The organism is Streptomyces ochraceiscleroticus (genome assembly GCF_000720485.1).
GTDB lineage: Bacteria > Actinomycetota > Actinomycetes > Streptomycetales > Streptomycetaceae > Streptomyces > Streptomyces ochraceiscleroticus.
On record NZ_JOAX01000008.1, the window covers coordinates 268,165 to 285,195 of the forward strand.

The following is a 17,031-nucleotide window of genomic DNA, read 5'->3' on the forward strand; positions in this document are numbered from 1 at the left end:
AAGGCTGTCCTGTCTCGGCGCGCCGCTACGGGCGCGCTCCCCTTTGATCCTGAAAGGTCACTCATGCCCTTGGCTCTGCTCGCGCTCGCGATCTCGGCCTTCGGTATCGGCACCACTGAGTTCGTGATGATGGGCCTGCTGCCCAACGTCGCGAACGACCTGGGCACCAGCGTGCCCACCGCCGGCTACCTCGTCTCCGCCTACGCCCTCGGCGTCGTCATCGGCGCCCCGCTGCTGACCGCGCTCGGTTCGCGCATCCCCCGCAAGCGGATGCTGCTGCTGATGATGGCGGTCTTCACGGCCGGCAACCTCGCGTCCGCGCTCGCCCCGAACTTCGGCCTGCTCATCGCGGGCCGGCTGCTGGCCGGCCTGCCGCACGGCGCGTTCTTCGGCGTCGGCGCGGTCGTCGCCGCCCGGCTGGTCAAGGAAGGCCGGCAGGCCCGCGCGGTCGCCACGATGTTCCTCGGTCTGACCGTCGCCAACATCGTCGGCGTGCCCGCCGCGACCCTGCTCGGCCAGCACCTCGGCTGGCGCGCGACCTTCCTGGTCGTCGCCGCCATTGGCCTGCTCGCCATGGCCTCGCTGGCCAAGCTCGTCCCGCACATGCCGCGCGACGAGCAGAACGGCGTCAAGCAGGAGATCCGGGCACTGGGCAACCGCCAGGTGCTGCTCGGCCTGCTCACCGCGGTCTTCGGTTTCGCGGGCGTCTTCGCCGTCTACAGCTACCTCGCGTCGATGATGACCAAGGTCACCGGCTTCACCGAGTCGACCGTCCCGGTGGTACTCGCCCTCTTCGGCATCGGCATGACCCTCGGCGCGCTCGCCGCGGGCCCGCTGACCGACCGGGCGCTGCGCCCGACCCTGTACGGCTCGCTCGGCGCGCTGGCCGTCACGCTCGTCGTCTTCGACTTCACCGTGCACGTGAAGTGGGCGGCGCTGGCCACCGTCGTCGTCCTGGGCGCGGTCGGCTTCATGACCACCACGCCCCTGCAGATGCTGGTGATGCGCAAGGCCGAGCACGCACCGACGCTCGCCTCCGCCTCCAACCACTCCGCGTTCAACCTCGCGAACGCGGGCGGTGCCTGGCTCGGCGGCGTCGCGATCGCCGCGCACTGGGGCTGGACCTCCCCGACCCTCGTCGGCGCGGTCCTGGCCGTCGTCGGCCTGGCGATCGCGATCACCGCGGGCCTGATGGACCGCACGCCGACCCACTCCCGCATCGTGGCGACGAGCGAGGCGGGTGCGACGGCCCAGGAACGGACACACGCGGGCTGAGCTGTACGCGCGACGGCAGGGGCACGCACCGGCAGAGCCGGCGCGTGTCGGCCCCTGCTTCCCCCTCAGCCGTACCGTCCCGCCGTACCGTTTCGCCCCCCTCTTCCCCCATGGGGGGGACAAAAAGGTCCCCTGCTCAACACAGTAGCGGGCAGCACTGACAGCGAGGCTCCCCGCACGGGCGGCACCGACAGCGAGGCTTCCCGCACGGGCGGCACCGACAACGAGGCCGCCCGCTCGGTCCGCTCAGTCGCCCTCCCGCCATTGGTCAGTCGCCCTCCCGCCACCGGTTCGTGGTCGGGAGGCGGCGGTCCTTGCCGAAGCCCTTTGCGGAGATCTTGGTGCCCGGGGGGTACTGGCGGCGCTTGTACTCGGCGGTGTCGACCAAGCGGAGGACGCGGGTGACCAGCTCCGGGTCGAAGCCGCGGGCGAGGATCTCCGCGTGGCCGAGATCGCGGTCGACGTAGAGGTCCAGGATCGCGTCGAGGGTGGGGTAGTCGGGGAGCGAGTCGGTGTCGACCTGGCCGGGACGGAGCTCCGCGCTGGGCGGCTTGGTGATCGAGTTCTCCGGGATGGGCGGGGTCTCGCCGCGGTCCGCGGCCGCCCGGTTGCGCCACTCCGCTAGCTGGAAGACGACCGTTTTGTAGACGTCCTTGATCGGGCCGAACGCGCCCACGGAGTCGCCGTAGAGGGTCGAATAGCCGCACGCCAGCTCGGACTTGTTGCCGGGGGCGAGGACCAGGTGGCCCTCCTGGTTGGAGATCGCCATCAGCGTCGTGCCGCGGATGCGGGACTGGAGGTTCTCCTCGGCCAGCCCCGTGAGCGGGAGGGCTCCCATGTACGCGTCGAACATGGGCCCGATGGGGACCGTGCGGTAGTGCAGTCCGGTACGGCGGGCCAGTTCGGCGGCGTCGTCCTTGGAGTGCTCGGAGGAGTACCGGGACGGCATGGAGACGCCGTGCACGTTGTCCGGGCCCAGCGCGTCCACGGCGATCGCGGCGACCAGCGCCGAGTCGATGCCCCCGGAGAGGCCGATCACCACGCTGCGGAAGTTGTTCTTGGTGATGTACGCGCGCAGGCCCATCACCAGCGCGCCGTAGATCTCCTCGGAGGCGTCCAGCCGGGGGGCCGGTGCGGGCAGCGGCAGCCGGTCGTAGGGCGCGAGCGGGCCCTCGGAGAGGGTGACGTGGTCGACGCGGAGGCCGTCGTCGACGACACCGGACGGCGGCTCGGGCGCGGCGGCCGGCAGCTCCAGGTCGAGGAGGAGGCACTGCTCGGTGAACTGCGGGGCGCGGGTGAGCACGTCGCCGGCCGCGTCCACGACGATCGAGTCGCCGTCGAATACCAGGTCGTCCTGGCCACCGGTCATCGCCAGGTACGCCGTCGTGCAGCCCGCCTCCTGGGCGCGCTTGCGGACCAGCTCCAGCCGGGTGTCGTCCTTGTCCCGCTCGTACGGGGAGGCGTTGATGGACAGCAGCAGTCCGGCGCCGGCCGTACGGGCGGCGGGCACCCGGCCGCCGTCCTGCCACAGGTCCTCGCAGATGGCGAGGGCGATGTCGACGCCGTGCACCCGGACGACGGGGAGCGTGTCGCCGGGCACGAAGTAGCGGTACTCGTCGAAGACGCCGTAGTTCGGCAGGTGGTGCTTGGCGAAGGTGAGCGCGACCCGGCCGCGGTGCAGCACGGCGGCGGCGTTCTGCGGGGCGCCGGCGGGCCGCCCGTACCGCGGCTGGTCGCGCTCGCAGCGGTCGAGGTAGCCGGTGACGACGGCGGTCTCGCCGAGGCCCTCGTCGGCCAGCCGGGCGGCCAGGTCGCGCAGCGCGCCGCGGCTCGCCTCGACGAAGGAGGGCCGCAGCGCGAGGTCCTCGACGGGATAGCCGGTCAGCGCCATCTCGGGGAAGGCCGCCAGATGCGCGCCCTGCCCGGCTGCCTCCCGGGTACGGCGCACGATCGTCTCGGCGTTCCGGGCGATGTCGCCCACACAGAAATCGGTCTGATGCAGAGCCAGGCGAAGTCGATGCACGCGGCCGAGTGTAATCGTCGTACTGACGTTATGTGGGGCGGTCGGGTTTCGGGGGTGTTGCGGGGGCGGGTCCCGGGGCCCGGGCCCCGGGACCCGCTGCGGAGGGCTCAGCTGCCCTGCGCCTCGTTGTACAGATTCTTCGCATCGGCGCCGAAGTACGGGCCGAACATCGTGTTGGGCAGGAAGGTGTAGCCGAAGCTGTTCACCGAGGACTGCAGCCCGGTGCCGGTCTTCTCGTCGAACTTGGTGAACCACGGCCCGCCGCTGGAGCCGCCGGTCATGTTGCAGGCCATCCCGTGGTCCTTGGAGAACAGCGAATCCTTGATGGTGACGCCGCTGCAGTAGATGAGTTTGCTGCCGTCGTAGGGGGCCGCGGCCGGGTAGCCGAAGGCGTACATCTTCTTGTTGTAGCCGGTGTTGAAGGCGACGCCCTGGCCGCCGACCGCGTCGGTGAGGCGCTTCCCGTCCACCGGCGGGACGACCGCCGCGCCGACGTCGTAGTTGATGTCCTCCTTCGCCTTCCACTGCGGGGTGGTGAGGGTCTTGCTCGCGGCCCACTTGCCGTGCGGGGCCTGGCCGTCGTGGTAGCCGGGCACGAAGATCCAGTTGGTGTGCCAGGCGCCGTCCAGCTTCACGCAGTGCCCCGCGGTGAGCACCGTACTGCCGTTCTTGCTGGTCACCGCGTCGCCGGAGCAGGACGCCTGGCGGCCCTGGTAGGTGAAGAAGACCCGGCCCGCGGTGCTGGTGACCTTGCCGCCGCCGGTCCATGGTCCGCCGGGCTGCGGGAAAGTTTTCAGGGCGGGCGACGGCAAGGACGGCAGGGTGGGCGGCACGGCCGCTTTCTTACCGCGTGGCACGGTGTGCGCGGCCGGGGCGGCCGCCGCGCGGGCGGCCGCGGCGGTGAGTTTCTTCCGGGCGACGGACAGCAGGTCGAGTGGCTTCGCGGCGCGCATCCGGTCCGCCGTCCAGAAGGCGGCCGCCTTCTTGGCGTTCTGCTCGGCGGCGGCGCCGGGCGGTTCGGCGGCGCCGGCCGCGGGGGCCTGCAGCGCCGTGGCGCAGAGGGTGCCGGCGGCGAGCAGCGCCGCGGCGGTGACACGGGCGGACGCCCGGCCGGATATCCCGGATAACGCGGCGCCGGACGTGCGGGAGCGGTGGCGCCGGACGGTGCCGGTGCCCTGGACGGTCTGTCTCACGCGTACCCCTTGGTGCGGTGGTCCCGCGGGTGCGCGGGCCACGACGTACGGGCCGCCGGCCGGCGGCCCGGAGCGGAGTGGACGTACAGCGATGTGCAGAGGCAGCGTCCCACCGCCCCGGGACCGCTGTCAGGGGCGCGTCAAGGGTTTGGCCGGAACCGCCGGGGAACGCGAAACCCCGTACGGCCCCCGGGCCTGCCCGAAGGGGCCGTGACAACGTAATGTGACGGTAACCCCCGCACGCGATACTGGCGTGCCGCGCCCCGTCAAGGGCGATGGGCGTGGACAGGCCGTTCGACCTGCAAGGATTGGTGAACATGGACAAGCAGCAGGAGTTCGTGCTCCGCACGCTGGAGGAGCGCGACATCCGCTTCGTACGGCTGTGGTTCACCGATGTGCTCGGTTTCCTGAAGTCGGTCGCGGTGGCCCCCGCCGAGCTGGAGCAGGCCTTCGACGAGGGCATCGGCTTCGACGGCTCGGCGATCGAGGGCTTCGCGCGGGTCTACGAGTCCGACATGATCGCCAAGCCGGACCCCGGGACCTTCCAGATCCTGCCGTGGCGCGCCGAGGCCCCCGGCACCGCCCGGATGTTCTGCGACATCCTGATGCCGGACGGCTCCCCGTCCTACGCCGACCCGCGCTATGTCCTCAAGCGCATTCTGGCCAAGACCTCCGACCTCGGGTTCACCTTCTACACCCACCCCGAGATCGAGTTCTTCCTGCTCAAGGACAAGCCGGTGGACGGCGGCCGGCCGACCCCCGCCGACTCCTCCGGCTACTTCGACCACACCCCGCAGAACGTGGGCATGGACTTCCGGCGCCAGGCGATCACGATGCTGGAGTCGATGGGCATCTCGGTGGAGTTCAGCCACCACGAGGGCGCCCCGGGCCAGCAGGAGATCGACCTCCGGTACGCCGACGCGCTGTCGACCGCCGACAACATCATGACCTTCCGCCTGGTCATGAAGCAGGTCGCGCTGGAGCAGGGCGTACAGGCGACCTTCATGCCGAAGCCGTTCTCGGAGTTCCCCGGCTCCGGCATGCACACCCACCTCTCGCTCTTCGAGGGCGACCGCAACGCCTTCCACGAGTCGGGCGCCGAGTACCAGCTCTCCAAGGTCGGCCGGTCCTTCATCGCGGGCCTGCTGCGGCACGCGGCGGAGACCTCCGCGATCACCAACCAGTGGGTGAATTCCTACAAGCGGATCTGGGGCGGCGCCAACCGCCCGGCGGGCGCCGGCGGCGAGGCCCCCTCGTACATCTGCTGGGGCCACAACAACCGCTCGGCGCTGATCCGGGTCCCCATGTACAAGCCCGGCAAGATGGGCTCGACGCGGGTCGAGGTGCGCTCCATCGACTCCGGCGCCAACCCGTATCTGACGTACGCGGTTCTGCTGGCCGCCGGGCTCAAGGGCATCGAGGAGGGGTACGAACTCCCCGCAGGCGCCGACGACGACGTGTGGGCCCTGTCGGATGCCGAGCGGCGCGCGATGGGCATCGAGCCGCTCCCGCAGAACCTCGGCGAGGCCATCTCCCTCATGGAGCGCAGCGAACTGCTCGCGGAGACCCTGGGCGAGCACGTCTTCGACTTCTTCCTCCGCAACAAGAAGCAGGAGTGGGAGGAGTACCGCTCCGAGGTCACCGCCTTCGAGCTGCGCAAGATGCTGCCGGTGCTCTAGCGGCACGGCACACTCGACAATCCGAAAAACCGATCCGGCAGGTTCTCCGAGAGGCCCCCGCCCGATGGCACTTCCCGCTCCGCAGGGACGGCGGAGCAGCACGTTCACCCGGATGCTGCGGCACGGTTTCACCGATCCGCAGGCATCCGGGAAGCTGCTGGACGCCCCCGCACTGTCCTCCGTACGGTCCGACTCGGTGCTCCTCGAAGCGCTCGGGGGCACCGCCGATCCGGACCAGGCGCTCGTGGGCCTGGTCCGGCTGGCCGAGGTGCAGTCGGAGGAGGACCGGCAGCGGCTGCTGTCCACGCTGGTCACCGCCAAGCCGCTGCGGGACCGGCTGCTGGGCGTGCTGGGGGCCTCGGAGGCGCTCGCCGACCACCTCGTGCGGCATCCCAAGGACTGGGAGTCGCTGGCCACTTACGAGTCGGTCGACCTGCACCCCACCACCCCCGAGTTCGAGCAGGCGCTCGCCGAGGGCATCTGGGGCGAGCGGGGCGCCCGGCTGTCCCGCGAGGACGCGCTGCGCGCCGCGTACCGGCGCGCGCTGCTGGGCATCGCGGCACGGGACGTGTGCGGCACGACGGACGTGGCGCAGACCGCCGCGGAGCTGGCGGACCTGGCCACCGCCACGCTGCGCGCCGCGCTGGAGATCGCCTCCGAGGAGCAGCCCGGGGACGCGGCCGTCAGCCGGCTCGCCGTCATCGGCATGGGCAAGTGCGGTGGCCACGAGCTGAACTACGTCTCCGACGTGGACGTCATCTTCGTCGCCGAGCCCAAGGACGGCGTCGAGGAGTCCGACGCGCTGCAGGCCGCGACCCGGCTCGCGGCGCGCATGATGCGCGTCTGCTCCGACGTCACCCCCGAGGGCACGATCTGGCCCGTCGACGCCAACCTCCGCCCCGAGGGCCGCAACGGCCCCCTCGTCCGGACGCTGAGCAGCCACCTCGCGTACTACCAGCGCTGGGCCAAGACCTGGGAGTTCCAGGCGCTGCTGAAGGCCCGCACGGTGGCCGGCGACCCCACCCTCGGGCAGGAGTACGTCGACGCCGTCACCCCGCTGGTCTGGCAGGCCGCCGAGCGCGAGAACTTCATCGTCGACGTCCGCCAGATGCGCCGCCGGGTCGTCGCCAACATCCCGGCGGCCCAGGTCGACCGCGAGCTCAAGCTCGGCCCCGGCGGCCTGCGGGACGTCGAATTCGCCGTCCAGCTCCTGCAGTTGGTGCACGGCCGCAGCGACGCCACGCTGCGCAGCGCCACCACCCTCGACGCGCTGAAGGCGCTCGCCGCCGGCGGCTACGTCGGCCGCCAGGACGCCACCGCGCTGGACGCCGCGTACCGCTTCCTGCGCACGCTCGAACACCGCATCCAGCTCTACAAGCTGCGCCGCACGCATCTGATGCCGGAGGACGAGCAGGACCTGCGCCGGCTCGCCCGCTCGCTCGGCATGCGCACCGAGCCGGTCGACACCCTCCGCAAGGAGTGGAAGTGGCACGCGCGCGAGGTGCGCCGGATCCACGAGAAGCTGTTCTACCGCCCGCTGCTGGACGCCGTCGCCGTCCTGGAGCCGGGCGAGATCCGGCTCTCCGCCAAGGCCGCCGGGCAGCGCCTGGAAGCGCTCGGCTACGAGGACCCGGTCGGCGCGCTGCGCCACCTGGAGGCGCTGGCCTCCGGCGTCTCCCGCAAGGCCGCCATCCAGCGGACGCTGCTGCCGGTGCTGCTGGGCTGGTTCGCGGACTCCGCCGACCCGGACGCCGGGCTGCTGGGCTTCCGCAAGGTCTCCGACGCGCTCGGCAAGACGCCCTGGTATCTGCGGCTGCTGCGCGACGAGGGCGCGGCCGCCGAGAACCTGGCCCGGGTGCTGTCGGCCGGCCGGCTCGCCCCCGACCTGCTGCTGCGCGCCCCCGAGGCGGTCGCGCTGCTCGGCGCGCCCGACGGGCTGAAGCCGCGCGCCCGGGCCGCGCTGGAGCAGGAGGTGCTGGCCGCGGTCGGCCGCGCGGACGGCGCGGAGCAGGCGGTGGCGGCGGCCCGCGGGGTGCGCCGCCGCGAGCTGTTCCGCACCGCGGCCGCCGACCTGATCGGCGCGTACGGCACGGAGGCCAGTCCCGCCGAGGAGGACCACGGGCAGGCCGTGGACGCGGTGGGCTCGGCGCTCTCCGACCTGAACGCCGCGACGGTCGCGGGCGCGCTGCGGGCCGCGGTACGCGAGCAGTGGGGCGACACCCTGCCGACCCGCTTCACGGTGATCGGCATGGGCCGCTTCGGCGGCCACGAGCTGAACTACGGCTCGGACGCGGACGTGCTCTTCGTGCACGAGCCGCGCGAGGGAGCCGACGAGCAGGAGGCCGCCAAGGCCGCGTTCGCGGTGGCCAACGAGATGCGCCGGCTGCTCCAGCTCCCCTCCTCCGACCCGCCGCTGATGATCGACGCGGATCTGCGCCCCGAGGGCAAGACCGGCCCGCTGGTGCGCTCGCTCGCCTCGTACGCCGCGTACTATCGCCGCTGGTCGCTGACCTGGGAGGCGCAGGCGCTGCTGCGTGCCGAGCCGGTCGCGGGCGACGAGGAGGTCGGGCGGCGGTTCATCGAGCTGGTGGACCCGCTGCGGTATCCCCGTGAGGGGCTGGGCGAGGACGCGGTACGCGACATCCGTCGGCTCAAGGCGCGGATGGAGTCCGAGCGGCTGCCGCGCGGCGCCGATCCGACGATGCACACGAAGCTGGGGCGCGGCGGCCTGAGCGACGTGGAGTGGACCGTACAGCTCCTCCAGATGCGGCACGGCCACGCGGAGCCGGCGCTGCGGACGACCCGGACCCGCGCGGCGCTGGCCGCGGCGCGGGACGCCGGGCTGATCGGCGCGGAGGACGCGAAGACGCTGGACGAGGCGTGGGTGCTGGCGACGCGGGTGCGCAACGCGGTGATGCTGGTGCGGGGTCGCCCGGGCGACACGTTTCCGGGTGATGCCCGGGAGCTGGCCGCGGTCGGGCGCTACCTCGGGTACGAGGAGGGGCACGTCGGGGAGATGCTGGACGACTACCGGCGGATCACGCGGCGGGCGCGATCTGTGGTCGAGGAGCTCTTTTACGGGGGCTGATGTGCCCCGGTTGCGCTGTGCCCGTCCGCGGCGCCGCTGTGGTTGCTCGCGCAGTTCCCCGCGCCCCTTACGGGGCCTGATGCGGGCCGGTTCTCAGCAGGTCTCGGCAGTGACCCAGGAACCCCGCCAGCGTCAGGTCGAAGGCCTGGTCTGCGCGGGAAGGGCTCGTTGCGGCCTGGGCGGCGGCCAGCCGGGGTGCCTCGGCACCCTCGCTGACCTCCCACATGGTGTCCGGCGCCGACATGTCCAGGGCCGAGCCCAGGACGATGTTGTCCAGGCCGGTGATGACCGGCAGGACGAGGGACGGGGCGAAGCCCGCCTCCGAGAGCAGCCCGGCCACGGACTCGTACTGCGCGAGCACCCGCGGCGCGCGGATCGGTGACGTCATCAGCATCGGGATCGTCCGCGGGTGGGCGGCGAAGGCGGCGCGGTAGGAGCGGGCCCAGCGCTCCAGGGCGGTGTCCCAGGGGACGTCGCTCAGCGTGCCCGGGTCGATCGCGTCGGTGATCCGCTCCCGCAACAGTTCGATCACGCCGGCCCGGCCGTCCACATGGTGGTACACCGAGGCGGTCTGCACGCCGAGTCTGCGGGCCACCTCCGGCACGCTGAAGTCGCCCTTTTCATCGACGAGTTCGAGCGCCGTCGCACCGATGCGCTCCCGGTCCAGCAGGGCCTTCCGCGGCCGCCCCATGTTCGTTTCTCCTGCCCGTGAGGTCTTCCCGAATCGTACGGCGGCGACTACATTGCCGAAAACCGAAAGGCTTTAGGTTTTCGCCGCGGTCATGCTGCCGTTCCACCCGTGTACGTCTCAGGCCGCCCCACCCTCTTCCGCAGCAGAAGGGCAAGAGCGCATGGCCGTAGAGTCCGGGACCCGCGACGGGTCGCCACAGCACGACACCGCACCACCCGGCGAGGGCACCCCCGCCCTCCGCAAGGGCACCCTCGGCGTCGCCGACATCGCCTTCTTCGTGGTCTCCGCCGCGGCGCCGCTCACCGTCATGGCGGGCGTCGCGCCGCTCGCCATCGGCATCGGCGGCATCGGCGCCCCCGTCGGCTACCTCCTCGCCGGCGCCACCCTCGCCCTCTTCGCGGTCGGCTTCACCGCCATGACCCGGCACGTGAAGCACGGCGGCGGCTTCTACGCGTTCATCACCCGGGGTCTGGGCCGCCCGGCCGGCTTCGGCGCCGCCACGCTGGCCCTGCTCGCGTACAACGGCATGCAGATCGGCGTGTACGGACTGCTCGCCACCGGCACCCAGGACGCGCTGGAGGCGCTCTGGGGCATCCACGTGCCCTGGCCGCCGATCGCCCTCGGCGGCGTCTTCGTCATCTGGTACCTGGGCTACCGCTCCATCGACTTCGGCGCCAAGGTCCTCGGCGTCCTGCTGGTCGCCGAGACCGGCATCCTCGTGCTGCTGGCCGGCGGGGTGCTGCTGGACGGCGGCGCCGAGGGCCTGGCACTGGACTCCTTCACCCCCGGCAATGTGCTGGTCCCCGGCACCGGCGCGGTCCTGGCCTTCGCCTTCGCCGCCTTCACCGGCTTCGAGTCCACCGCCATCTACCGCCGCGAGGCCCGCGACCCCGGCCGCACCATCCCGCGCGCCACCTACATCGCCGTCGGCTTCCTCGGCCTCTTCTACGCCTTCAGCGTCTGGGTCGTCATCCAGGCGTTCGGCGGTACCAAGGTCCTCAAGGCGGTCGCCACCGACCCCGCCGGGCTCTTCTTCACCGCCACCACGCACTACGTCGGGGCCTGGGCCGCCGATCTGATGCACGTCTTCATCGTCACCAGCATCCTCGCCTCGCAGCTCGCCTTCCACAACGCGATCAACCGTTACGGGCTGGCGCTCGCGCAGGAGGGCGTGCTGCCCAAGGCACTCGGCAAGGTGCACCCCAAGCACCGCTCCCCGTACATCGCCGGAGTACTCCAGAGCGTGCTGGCGCTGCTCGTCGTCGCGGGCTTCGCGCTCGCCGGCGCCGACCCGTACCAGCAACTGCTGCTGTGGATGAACACCCCTGGAATGCTGGGCCTGTTGACCCTCCAGGGGATCACCGCGGTCGCCATCCCGTTCTTCTTCCGCCGCATCCGCCACCAGGAGGGCCGCTGGCGCACGGTCATCGCGCCGATCGCCGCCACCGTGCTGATGGCCGGCGCGCTCTGGCTGGTCATCGCCAAGATCGGGCTGATGACCGCGGCCCCCCTCGCGACGAATACCGTCCTCGTCCTCACCGTCCCCGCCGCCTTCGCCGTCGGCGTCCTGCTCGCCGTGCGCTTCCGCCGCAGCCGCCCCGCGGTGTACGCGGAGTTCGCCGCCGAGCCCGCCGACTGACCACGACGGCCGTACCGCCGCAACCCCCCACCCGTTTCGCAAGGAGATCCGAAGCAGTGTCCGAGCCCCGCAGCACCGCCGCCGACACCGTCCTGACCGGCGCCCGCATCCGCACCCTGGACCCCGGCCGGCCCTGGGCGAGCGCCGTCGCCGTCAAGGACGGCCGGATCGCCGCCGTCGGCGAGGAGCACGACGTACGGGACTGGCGCGGCCCGGACACCGAGGTGATCGACCTGGCCGGGGCCACCCTCACCCCCGGACTCGTCGACGGCCACAGCCACCCCGTCTGGGGCGGCGAGATGGCCACCGGGCTGGACCTCTCCGGCTGCCGGGACCTGGACGGGCTGCGGGACGCGCTGGCCGGCGCGGCGCGCGCGGCCGGCCGCGGCGCGTGGGTCATGGGGTACGGGCTGGACCACAACACCTTCGGCGGCCGGCCCGTCCACCGCGACCTGATAGAACCGGCCCTCGGCGGCGTGCCCGCCTTCCTCCGCCTCTACGACGGGCACTCCGCGCTGGCCACGGGCCCCGCGCTGGCCGCCGCCGGTATCGACGGGCCGCGCGCCTTCGACCAGCGGGCCGAGATCGTGTGCGACGCGGACGGCCGGCTCACCGGGCACCTCGTCGAGCACGCCGCGATGGACCTCATGCTGCCCGTGGTGCCCCGCCCCAGCGCCGCCGAGCGGCGCGCCCGGCTGCTCACCCTGCTGGGCGAGATGGCCGCGACCGGCCTGACCGGCGCGCACGTCATGGACCTGGAGGGCCAGGACGTACTGGACGTGCTGACCGGCATCGAGGCCGACGCCGAACTGCCGGTACGGCTGCGGATCGCGCCCTGGTGCATGCCGGGGGTGGACACGGCGGGCCTGGACCACCTGATCGGGCTTCAGCAGCGGGGCGGCCGGCACTGGCGGGTGGGCGGCGTGAAGTTCTTCATGGACGGCACGGTCGAGGGCGGCACGGCCTGGCTGGAGCACGCCGACTGCCACGGCCAGGGCACCGAGGCGTTCTGGCCGGATCCCGCCGCGTACACCCGCGCCGTGCACCACCTCGCGAAGGCCGGTGTACGGACCGCCACGCACGCCATCGGGGACGCGGCCGTCCGGCACGTCCTGGACACCGTCGAGGCGCTGGGCGATGCGGCGCAGCGCGGGATGCACCGCATCGAGCACATCGAGACCGTGCCGAGCGAGCAGCTCCCGCGGTTCGCCGCGCTCGGGGTGGCCGCCTCGATGCAGCCCACCCACACCGCCTACACCCGCGCCGACCACACCGACGAGTGGTCCAAGCGGGTCGGTGAGGAGCGGGCCGCGCGGGCGTGGCGCTGCCGCGACCTGCGGGACGCGGGCGCCGTACTGGTCCTCGGCTCCGACTGGCCGATCGCGCACTACGACCCGCGGGGCGTGCTCGCGACCGCCCGGCTGCGCCGCCCGGCGGGGGCGCCCGAGACCGCGCCGGTCACCGTCGAGCAGGCGCTGACGGGGGAGATGGCGCTGGAGGGCCTCACCTCGCACGCCGCGCTGGCGGTGGGCGAGGAGTCGTACGCGGGGCGCGTTGCGCCCGGGTTCCGGGCGGACCTCACCGCGCTGGGCGTGGATCCCGTTTCCGCGCCGGCCGACGAGGTGGGCGAGGCGCCCGTGGCTCTCACCATGACCGGTGGTGTTGTTGTGCACCGCAGCGTCGCCTGAGCTGCTGATGTCCTCAAGCGCCGGACGGGCTTGATTTGACGCGCCCTCACGCCCCCGAAGGGCTCGGTTCCGACGGACGGGTCGGGGCCGGGCCCGGCCGGGGCAGGCGGGGGAGGCGGGAGAGGGACGTGCCGTACCAGAGGCGGGCCACCGCGAAGGCGAACGCCAGGCAGAGCACGCCGCCCACCGCGTCCAGCCAGAAGTGGTTGGCGGTGGAGACGATCACCACCAGGGTCAGCACCGGATACAGCGCGCCCAGCACCCGTACCCAGACGTGCCGCGCCAGCAGCGCGAGGGTGAGGCCGCACCACAGCGACCAGCCGATGTGCATCGAGGGCATCGCCGCGTACTGGTTCGACATGCTCGCCAGGTTGCCCGAGGCCATCGAGCCCCAGGTGTCGTGGACCATGACCGTGTCGATGAAATGGCCGCCCGGCATCAGCCGGGGCGGCGCGAGGGGGAAGAAGTAGTAACCCAGCAGGGCGACCGCGGTGGTGAGGAAGAGGACCAGTCGCGAGGCGGCGTAGCGGCCGGGGTGCCGGCGGTAGAGCCAGACGAGGACGCCGACGGTGACGATGAAGTGCAGGGTGGCGTAGTAGTAGTTCATCGCGACGATCAGCCAGGTCACGGCGTTCATCGCATGATTGACGGTGTGTTCGACGGCGATGCCGATGCTGTGCTCGGCCCGCCAGACCCAGTCGGCGTTTCTCAGCGCCTGCGTCTTCTGCTCCGGCACGGCGTTGCGGATCAGGGAGTACGTCCAGTAGCTGACCGCGATCAGCAGGATCTCGAACCACAGGCGAGGTCTCGCCACGCCACGCACCGAGGCGGCGGACGCCCGTCCGCGAGGCGGCCCGGAACGCTGTGGTGGGGGTGTCGGTGCGCTCGTCCGGCCGTCAAGGATCCTCGCGTTGGCATCACCCATAGCCCGACAGTCTGCCAGAAATCGGGGTAGACCCGATCATCCTGGAGTCGGGTCCTGGACAGCCTTTCTCGCCCCGGAGGGGGACGCTGTACCCCCACCGCCGTCGGGGTCCGGGCGCCGCGCCGAGGCCGTCGAACCGCGCACCACGAGCTCCGGATGGAAGACGAACTCGGTACGCAGCGGGGCCCGCGAGGACTCCGGCGGCCCCTCCGGCAGGCTGCCGCCGACCTCCTCCAGCAGGGCCCGCACCGCCGCCTGGCCCATGGCCTGCACCGGCTGCCGGATGGTGGTCAGCGGCGGGTCGGTGAACGCGATCAGCGGGGAGTCGTCGTACCCCACCACCGAGACGTCGTCGGGTACCTCCAGGCCGCGCTGCCGGGCCGCCCGGATCGCGCCGAGCGCCATCATGTCGCTCGCGCAGACCACCGCCGTGCAGCCGCGCTCCAGCAGCGCACCGGCCGCGGCCTGCCCGCCTTCGAGCGTGTAGAGGGAGTGCTGCACGAGCTCCCCGGCCTCGGCCGGATCCATCCCGAGCTGCTCGCGCATGGCGCGCAGAAAGCCCTCGATCTTCCGCTGTACCGGCACGAAGCGGCGCGGGCCGAGCGCGAGGCCGATGCGCTCGTGGCCGAGGGCCGCGAGGTGGGTGACCGCGAGGGAGATCGCCACGCCGTCGTCCGGCGAGATGAAGGGCGCCTGCACCTTGTCCGAGTAACCGTTGATCAGGACGAACGGCACGCCCTGGCCGCGCAGCGCCTCGTACCGGCCCATGTCCGCCGTGGTGTCGGCGTGCAGCCCGGAGACGAAGATGATGCCGGCCACGCCGCGGTCCACCAGCATCTCGGTCAGCTCGTCCTCGGTCGAGCCGCCGGGGGTCTGCGTGGCGAGCACCGGGGTGTACCCCTGGCGGGTCAGGGCCTGGCCGATGACCTGCGCGAACGCCGGAAAGATCGGGTTCTCCAGCTCGGGCGTGATCAGCCCGACCAGCCCGGCGCTGCGCTGCCGCAGGCGTACCGGGCGCTCATAGCCCAGGACGTCCAGTGCGGCGAGTACGGACTGGCGGGTGGTGGCGGAGACGCCGGGCTTGCCGTTGAGCACCCGGCTGACGGTGGCCTCGCTGACACCCGCCTGTACTGCGATGTCAGCCAGGCGCGCGGTCATGGAAGGCGACCTTACCGGTCGGGATCCGGCTTGCCCACCACGCGCAGGATTCGCCGGGAAGGAGCACCCGGCCCTCCTCGGTGCGCAGCGGCGCGCTCGCGAGCAGCGGACGGCCCGCGCCCGACACCTCCACCGGCCGGGTGCGGGTGTTCAGTACGCACACGAAGCCGTGCCGACGCAGCGCCAGCACCCCCTCCGGCGCGTCCAGCCAGCTCATCCGCCCGTCGCCGAGGCCGGGCAGCGCGCGGCGCCAGGCGAGCGCGGCACGGTACAGCTCCAGCGTGGAGCCGGGGGTGCCGGTCTGCGCCTCGACGGTCAGCTCCGCCCAGCCCGCCGGCTGAGGCAGCCAGCTCCCGCCGGGCCCGAAGCCGTACGGCGCTTCCGTACCGGACCAGGGGAGCGGCACCCGGCAGCCGTCGCGGAAGCCGTCCTGGCCGTCGCCGCGGAAGAACGCGGGGTCCTGGCGGACCGCGTCGGGCAGCTCGGTGACCTCCGGCAGCCCCAGCTCCTCCCCTTGGTAGAGGTAGGCCGAGCCGGGGAGGGCGAGCATGAGGAGGGTGGCGGCGCGGGCGCGCGCGAGGCTGCCGAGCCGGGTGGTGTGACGGACGACGTCGTGGTTGGAGAGCACCCAGGTGGTGGGCGCGCCGACCAACGAGGTGGCGGCCAGCGACTCGTCGATGACGCGGCGGAGCGCGGCCGCGTCCCAGTCCGCTTGCAGGAAGTGGAAGTTGAACGCCTGATGCAGCTCGTCGGGGCGTACGTAGTGGGCGAGGCGGTGGGCGTCGGGGGCCCATGCCTCGGCGACACCGATGCGTTCACCGCCGTAGGAGTCCAGCAGCCGGCGCCAGTGGCGGTGGATCTCGTGCACGCCGTCCTGGTCGAAGAAGGGGAGCACGTCGGTGCCGATGAGGCGGGCCTGCTGGCGGCGGCCGACATCGGGCAGTCCGGGCGCCTTGACCATGCCGTGCGCGACGTCGATGCGGAAGCCGTCGACGCCGCGATCCAGCCAGAACCGCAGGATCGCGTCGAACTCGGCGCGCACCTCGGGGCGCTCCCAGTCCAGGTCGGGCTGCTCGGGCGCGAAGAGGTGGAGATACCAGTCGCCGCGCTCGGTGCGGGTCCAGGCCGGGCCGCCGAAGACGGACTCCCAGTCGTTGGGCGGCAGCTCGCCGTGCGACCCGCGGCCGGGGCGGAAAATGTACCGCTCGCGGGCCAGGTCCGGGTCGCGGAACCACGGGTGCTGGTCGGAGGTGTGGTTCGGGACGATGTCGACGATGACGCGCAGGCCCAGCTCGTGGGCGGTGTCCAGGAAGTCCTGGGCGTCGTCGAGGGTGCCGAACAGCGGGTCGACGGCGCGGTGCTCGGCGACGTCGTACCCGCCGTCGGCCTGCGGTGACGCGTAGAACGGCGTCAGCCAGACGGCGTCGGCGCCCAGCTCCTTCAGGTACGGCAGCCGGGCGCGGGCACCGGGCAGGTCCCCGACGCCGTCGCCGTCACCGTCCCCGAAGGACCTTACGTAGATCTGATAGATGACGGCGTCGCGCCACCAGCCCGTGCCGGGGCGGTCCGGGGCCGGCGGCGCGGCGGGCGAGGGAAAGGTCAGCTCTTCGGTCATCGGCCGTCCTTCGGTCGATCGGGCTACTGATGATCAACGCCCCGGCGGGCCCGGGGG

At 72.5% G+C, this 17,031-nt stretch carries 11 protein-coding genes; 5 read left to right on the forward strand and 6 right to left on the reverse strand.

Going from position 1 to position 17,031, the window contains the following annotated elements:
- Positions 1 to 63 precede the first annotated feature (63 nt).
- Positions 64 to 1,275, forward strand: a complete 1,212-nt coding sequence (locus IG84_RS0113360; RefSeq protein WP_031055459.1) for an MFS transporter — start codon at positions 64 to 66, stop codon at positions 1,273 to 1,275.
- 268 nt (positions 1,276 to 1,543) lie between these two features.
- Here the strand turns inward: IG84_RS0113360 and IG84_RS0113365 are convergent, their stop codons facing one another.
- Positions 1,544 to 3,298: an NAD+ synthase gene (locus IG84_RS0113365; RefSeq protein ID WP_031055462.1), complete on the reverse strand. Its 1,755-nt coding sequence runs from the start codon at positions 3,296 to 3,298 to the stop codon at positions 1,544 to 1,546.
- A 107-nt stretch (positions 3,299 to 3,405) separates the two neighbouring features.
- The gene (locus tag IG84_RS0113370; RefSeq protein ID WP_051861686.1) at positions 3,406 to 4,416 is read right to left on the reverse strand and encodes a trypsin-like serine peptidase; all 1,011 of its coding nucleotides are present in this window, start codon (positions 4,414 to 4,416) and stop codon (positions 3,406 to 3,408) included.
- A gap of 392 nt (positions 4,417 to 4,808) precedes the next feature.
- Between IG84_RS0113370 and glnA the strand changes: the two genes are divergently transcribed.
- A complete protein-coding gene (gene glnA / locus IG84_RS0113375; protein ID WP_030256929.1) occupies positions 4,809 to 6,170 on the forward strand; it encodes a type I glutamate--ammonia ligase in 1,362 nt (453 codons plus the stop codon).
- Positions 6,171 to 6,234: 64 nt separating this feature from the next.
- Positions 6,235 to 9,258: a bifunctional [glutamine synthetase] adenylyltransferase/[glutamine synthetase]-adenylyl-L-tyrosine phosphorylase gene (locus IG84_RS0113380; RefSeq protein WP_031055468.1), complete on the forward strand. Its 3,024-nt coding sequence runs from the start codon at positions 6,235 to 6,237 to the stop codon at positions 9,256 to 9,258.
- A gap of 67 nt (positions 9,259 to 9,325) precedes the next feature.
- On the opposite strand, the gene IG84_RS0113385 is transcribed toward IG84_RS0113380, so the two are convergent.
- On the reverse strand, positions 9,326 to 9,949 hold the full coding sequence (locus IG84_RS0113385; protein WP_031055470.1) for a TetR/AcrR family transcriptional regulator: 624 nt from the start codon (positions 9,947 to 9,949) through the stop codon (positions 9,326 to 9,328).
- A gap of 160 nt (positions 9,950 to 10,109) precedes the next feature.
- Between IG84_RS0113385 and IG84_RS0113390 the strand changes: the two genes are divergently transcribed.
- Together IG84_RS0113390 and IG84_RS0113395 are read left to right on the forward strand one after the other, a co-directional pair.
- Complete coding sequence (locus tag IG84_RS0113390) at positions 10,110 to 11,588, forward strand: APC family permease (protein ID WP_031055471.1); 1,479 nt, start codon at positions 10,110 to 10,112, stop codon at positions 11,586 to 11,588.
- Positions 11,589 to 11,644: 56 nt separating this feature from the next.
- A complete protein-coding gene (locus IG84_RS0113395) occupies positions 11,645 to 13,276 on the forward strand; it encodes an amidohydrolase (protein WP_031055473.1) in 1,632 nt (543 codons plus the stop codon).
- 46 nt (positions 13,277 to 13,322) lie between these two features.
- Here IG84_RS0113395 and IG84_RS0113400 read toward each other — a convergent pair whose 3' ends face one another.
- Genes IG84_RS0113400 through IG84_RS0113410 form a run of 3 tightly spaced genes read right to left on the reverse strand, consistent with a single transcriptional unit; the run spans position 13,323 to position 16,974 of the window.
- The gene (locus IG84_RS0113400; RefSeq protein WP_031055478.1) at positions 13,323 to 14,201 is read right to left on the reverse strand and encodes a phosphatase PAP2 family protein; all 879 of its coding nucleotides are present in this window, start codon (positions 14,199 to 14,201) and stop codon (positions 13,323 to 13,325) included.
- Between the two features lie 36 nt (positions 14,202 to 14,237).
- Positions 14,238 to 15,359, reverse strand: a complete 1,122-nt coding sequence (locus IG84_RS0113405) for a LacI family DNA-binding transcriptional regulator (protein WP_063761786.1) — start codon at positions 15,357 to 15,359, stop codon at positions 14,238 to 14,240.
- Complete coding sequence (locus IG84_RS0113410; RefSeq protein WP_051861671.1) at positions 15,340 to 16,974, reverse strand: glycoside hydrolase family 13 protein; 1,635 nt, start codon at positions 16,972 to 16,974, stop codon at positions 15,340 to 15,342. Before IG84_RS0113410 ends, IG84_RS0113405 begins: the two co-directional genes overlap by 20 nt.
- Positions 16,975 to 17,031: the final 57 nt, after the last annotated feature.

What these genes read in the sequence shown, in the direction of transcription:
- IG84_RS0113405 (WP_063761786.1), bottom strand. Translation starts at nt 15,359, where the DNA reads ATGACCGCGCGCCTGGCTGACATCGCAGTACAGGCGGGTGTCAGCGAG.
- IG84_RS0113390 (WP_031055471.1), top strand. Translation starts at nt 10,110, where the DNA reads ATGGCCGTAGAGTCCGGGACCCGCGACGGGTCGCCACAGCACGACACC.
- IG84_RS0113360 (WP_031055459.1), top strand. Translation starts at nt 64, where the DNA reads ATGCCCTTGGCTCTGCTCGCGCTCGCGATCTCGGCCTTCGGTATCGGC.
- IG84_RS0113385 (WP_031055470.1), bottom strand. Translation starts at nt 9,949, where the DNA reads ATGGGGCGGCCGCGGAAGGCCCTGCTGGACCGGGAGCGCATCGGTGCG.
- IG84_RS0113380 (WP_031055468.1), top strand. Translation starts at nt 6,235, where the DNA reads ATGGCACTTCCCGCTCCGCAGGGACGGCGGAGCAGCACGTTCACCCGG.
- glnA (WP_030256929.1), top strand. Translation starts at nt 4,809, where the DNA reads ATGGACAAGCAGCAGGAGTTCGTGCTCCGCACGCTGGAGGAGCGCGAC.
- IG84_RS0113410 (WP_051861671.1), bottom strand. Translation starts at nt 16,974, where the DNA reads ATGACCGAAGAGCTGACCTTTCCCTCGCCCGCCGCGCCGCCGGCCCCG.
- IG84_RS0113400 (WP_031055478.1), bottom strand. Translation starts at nt 14,201, where the DNA reads ATGGGTGATGCCAACGCGAGGATCCTTGACGGCCGGACGAGCGCACCG.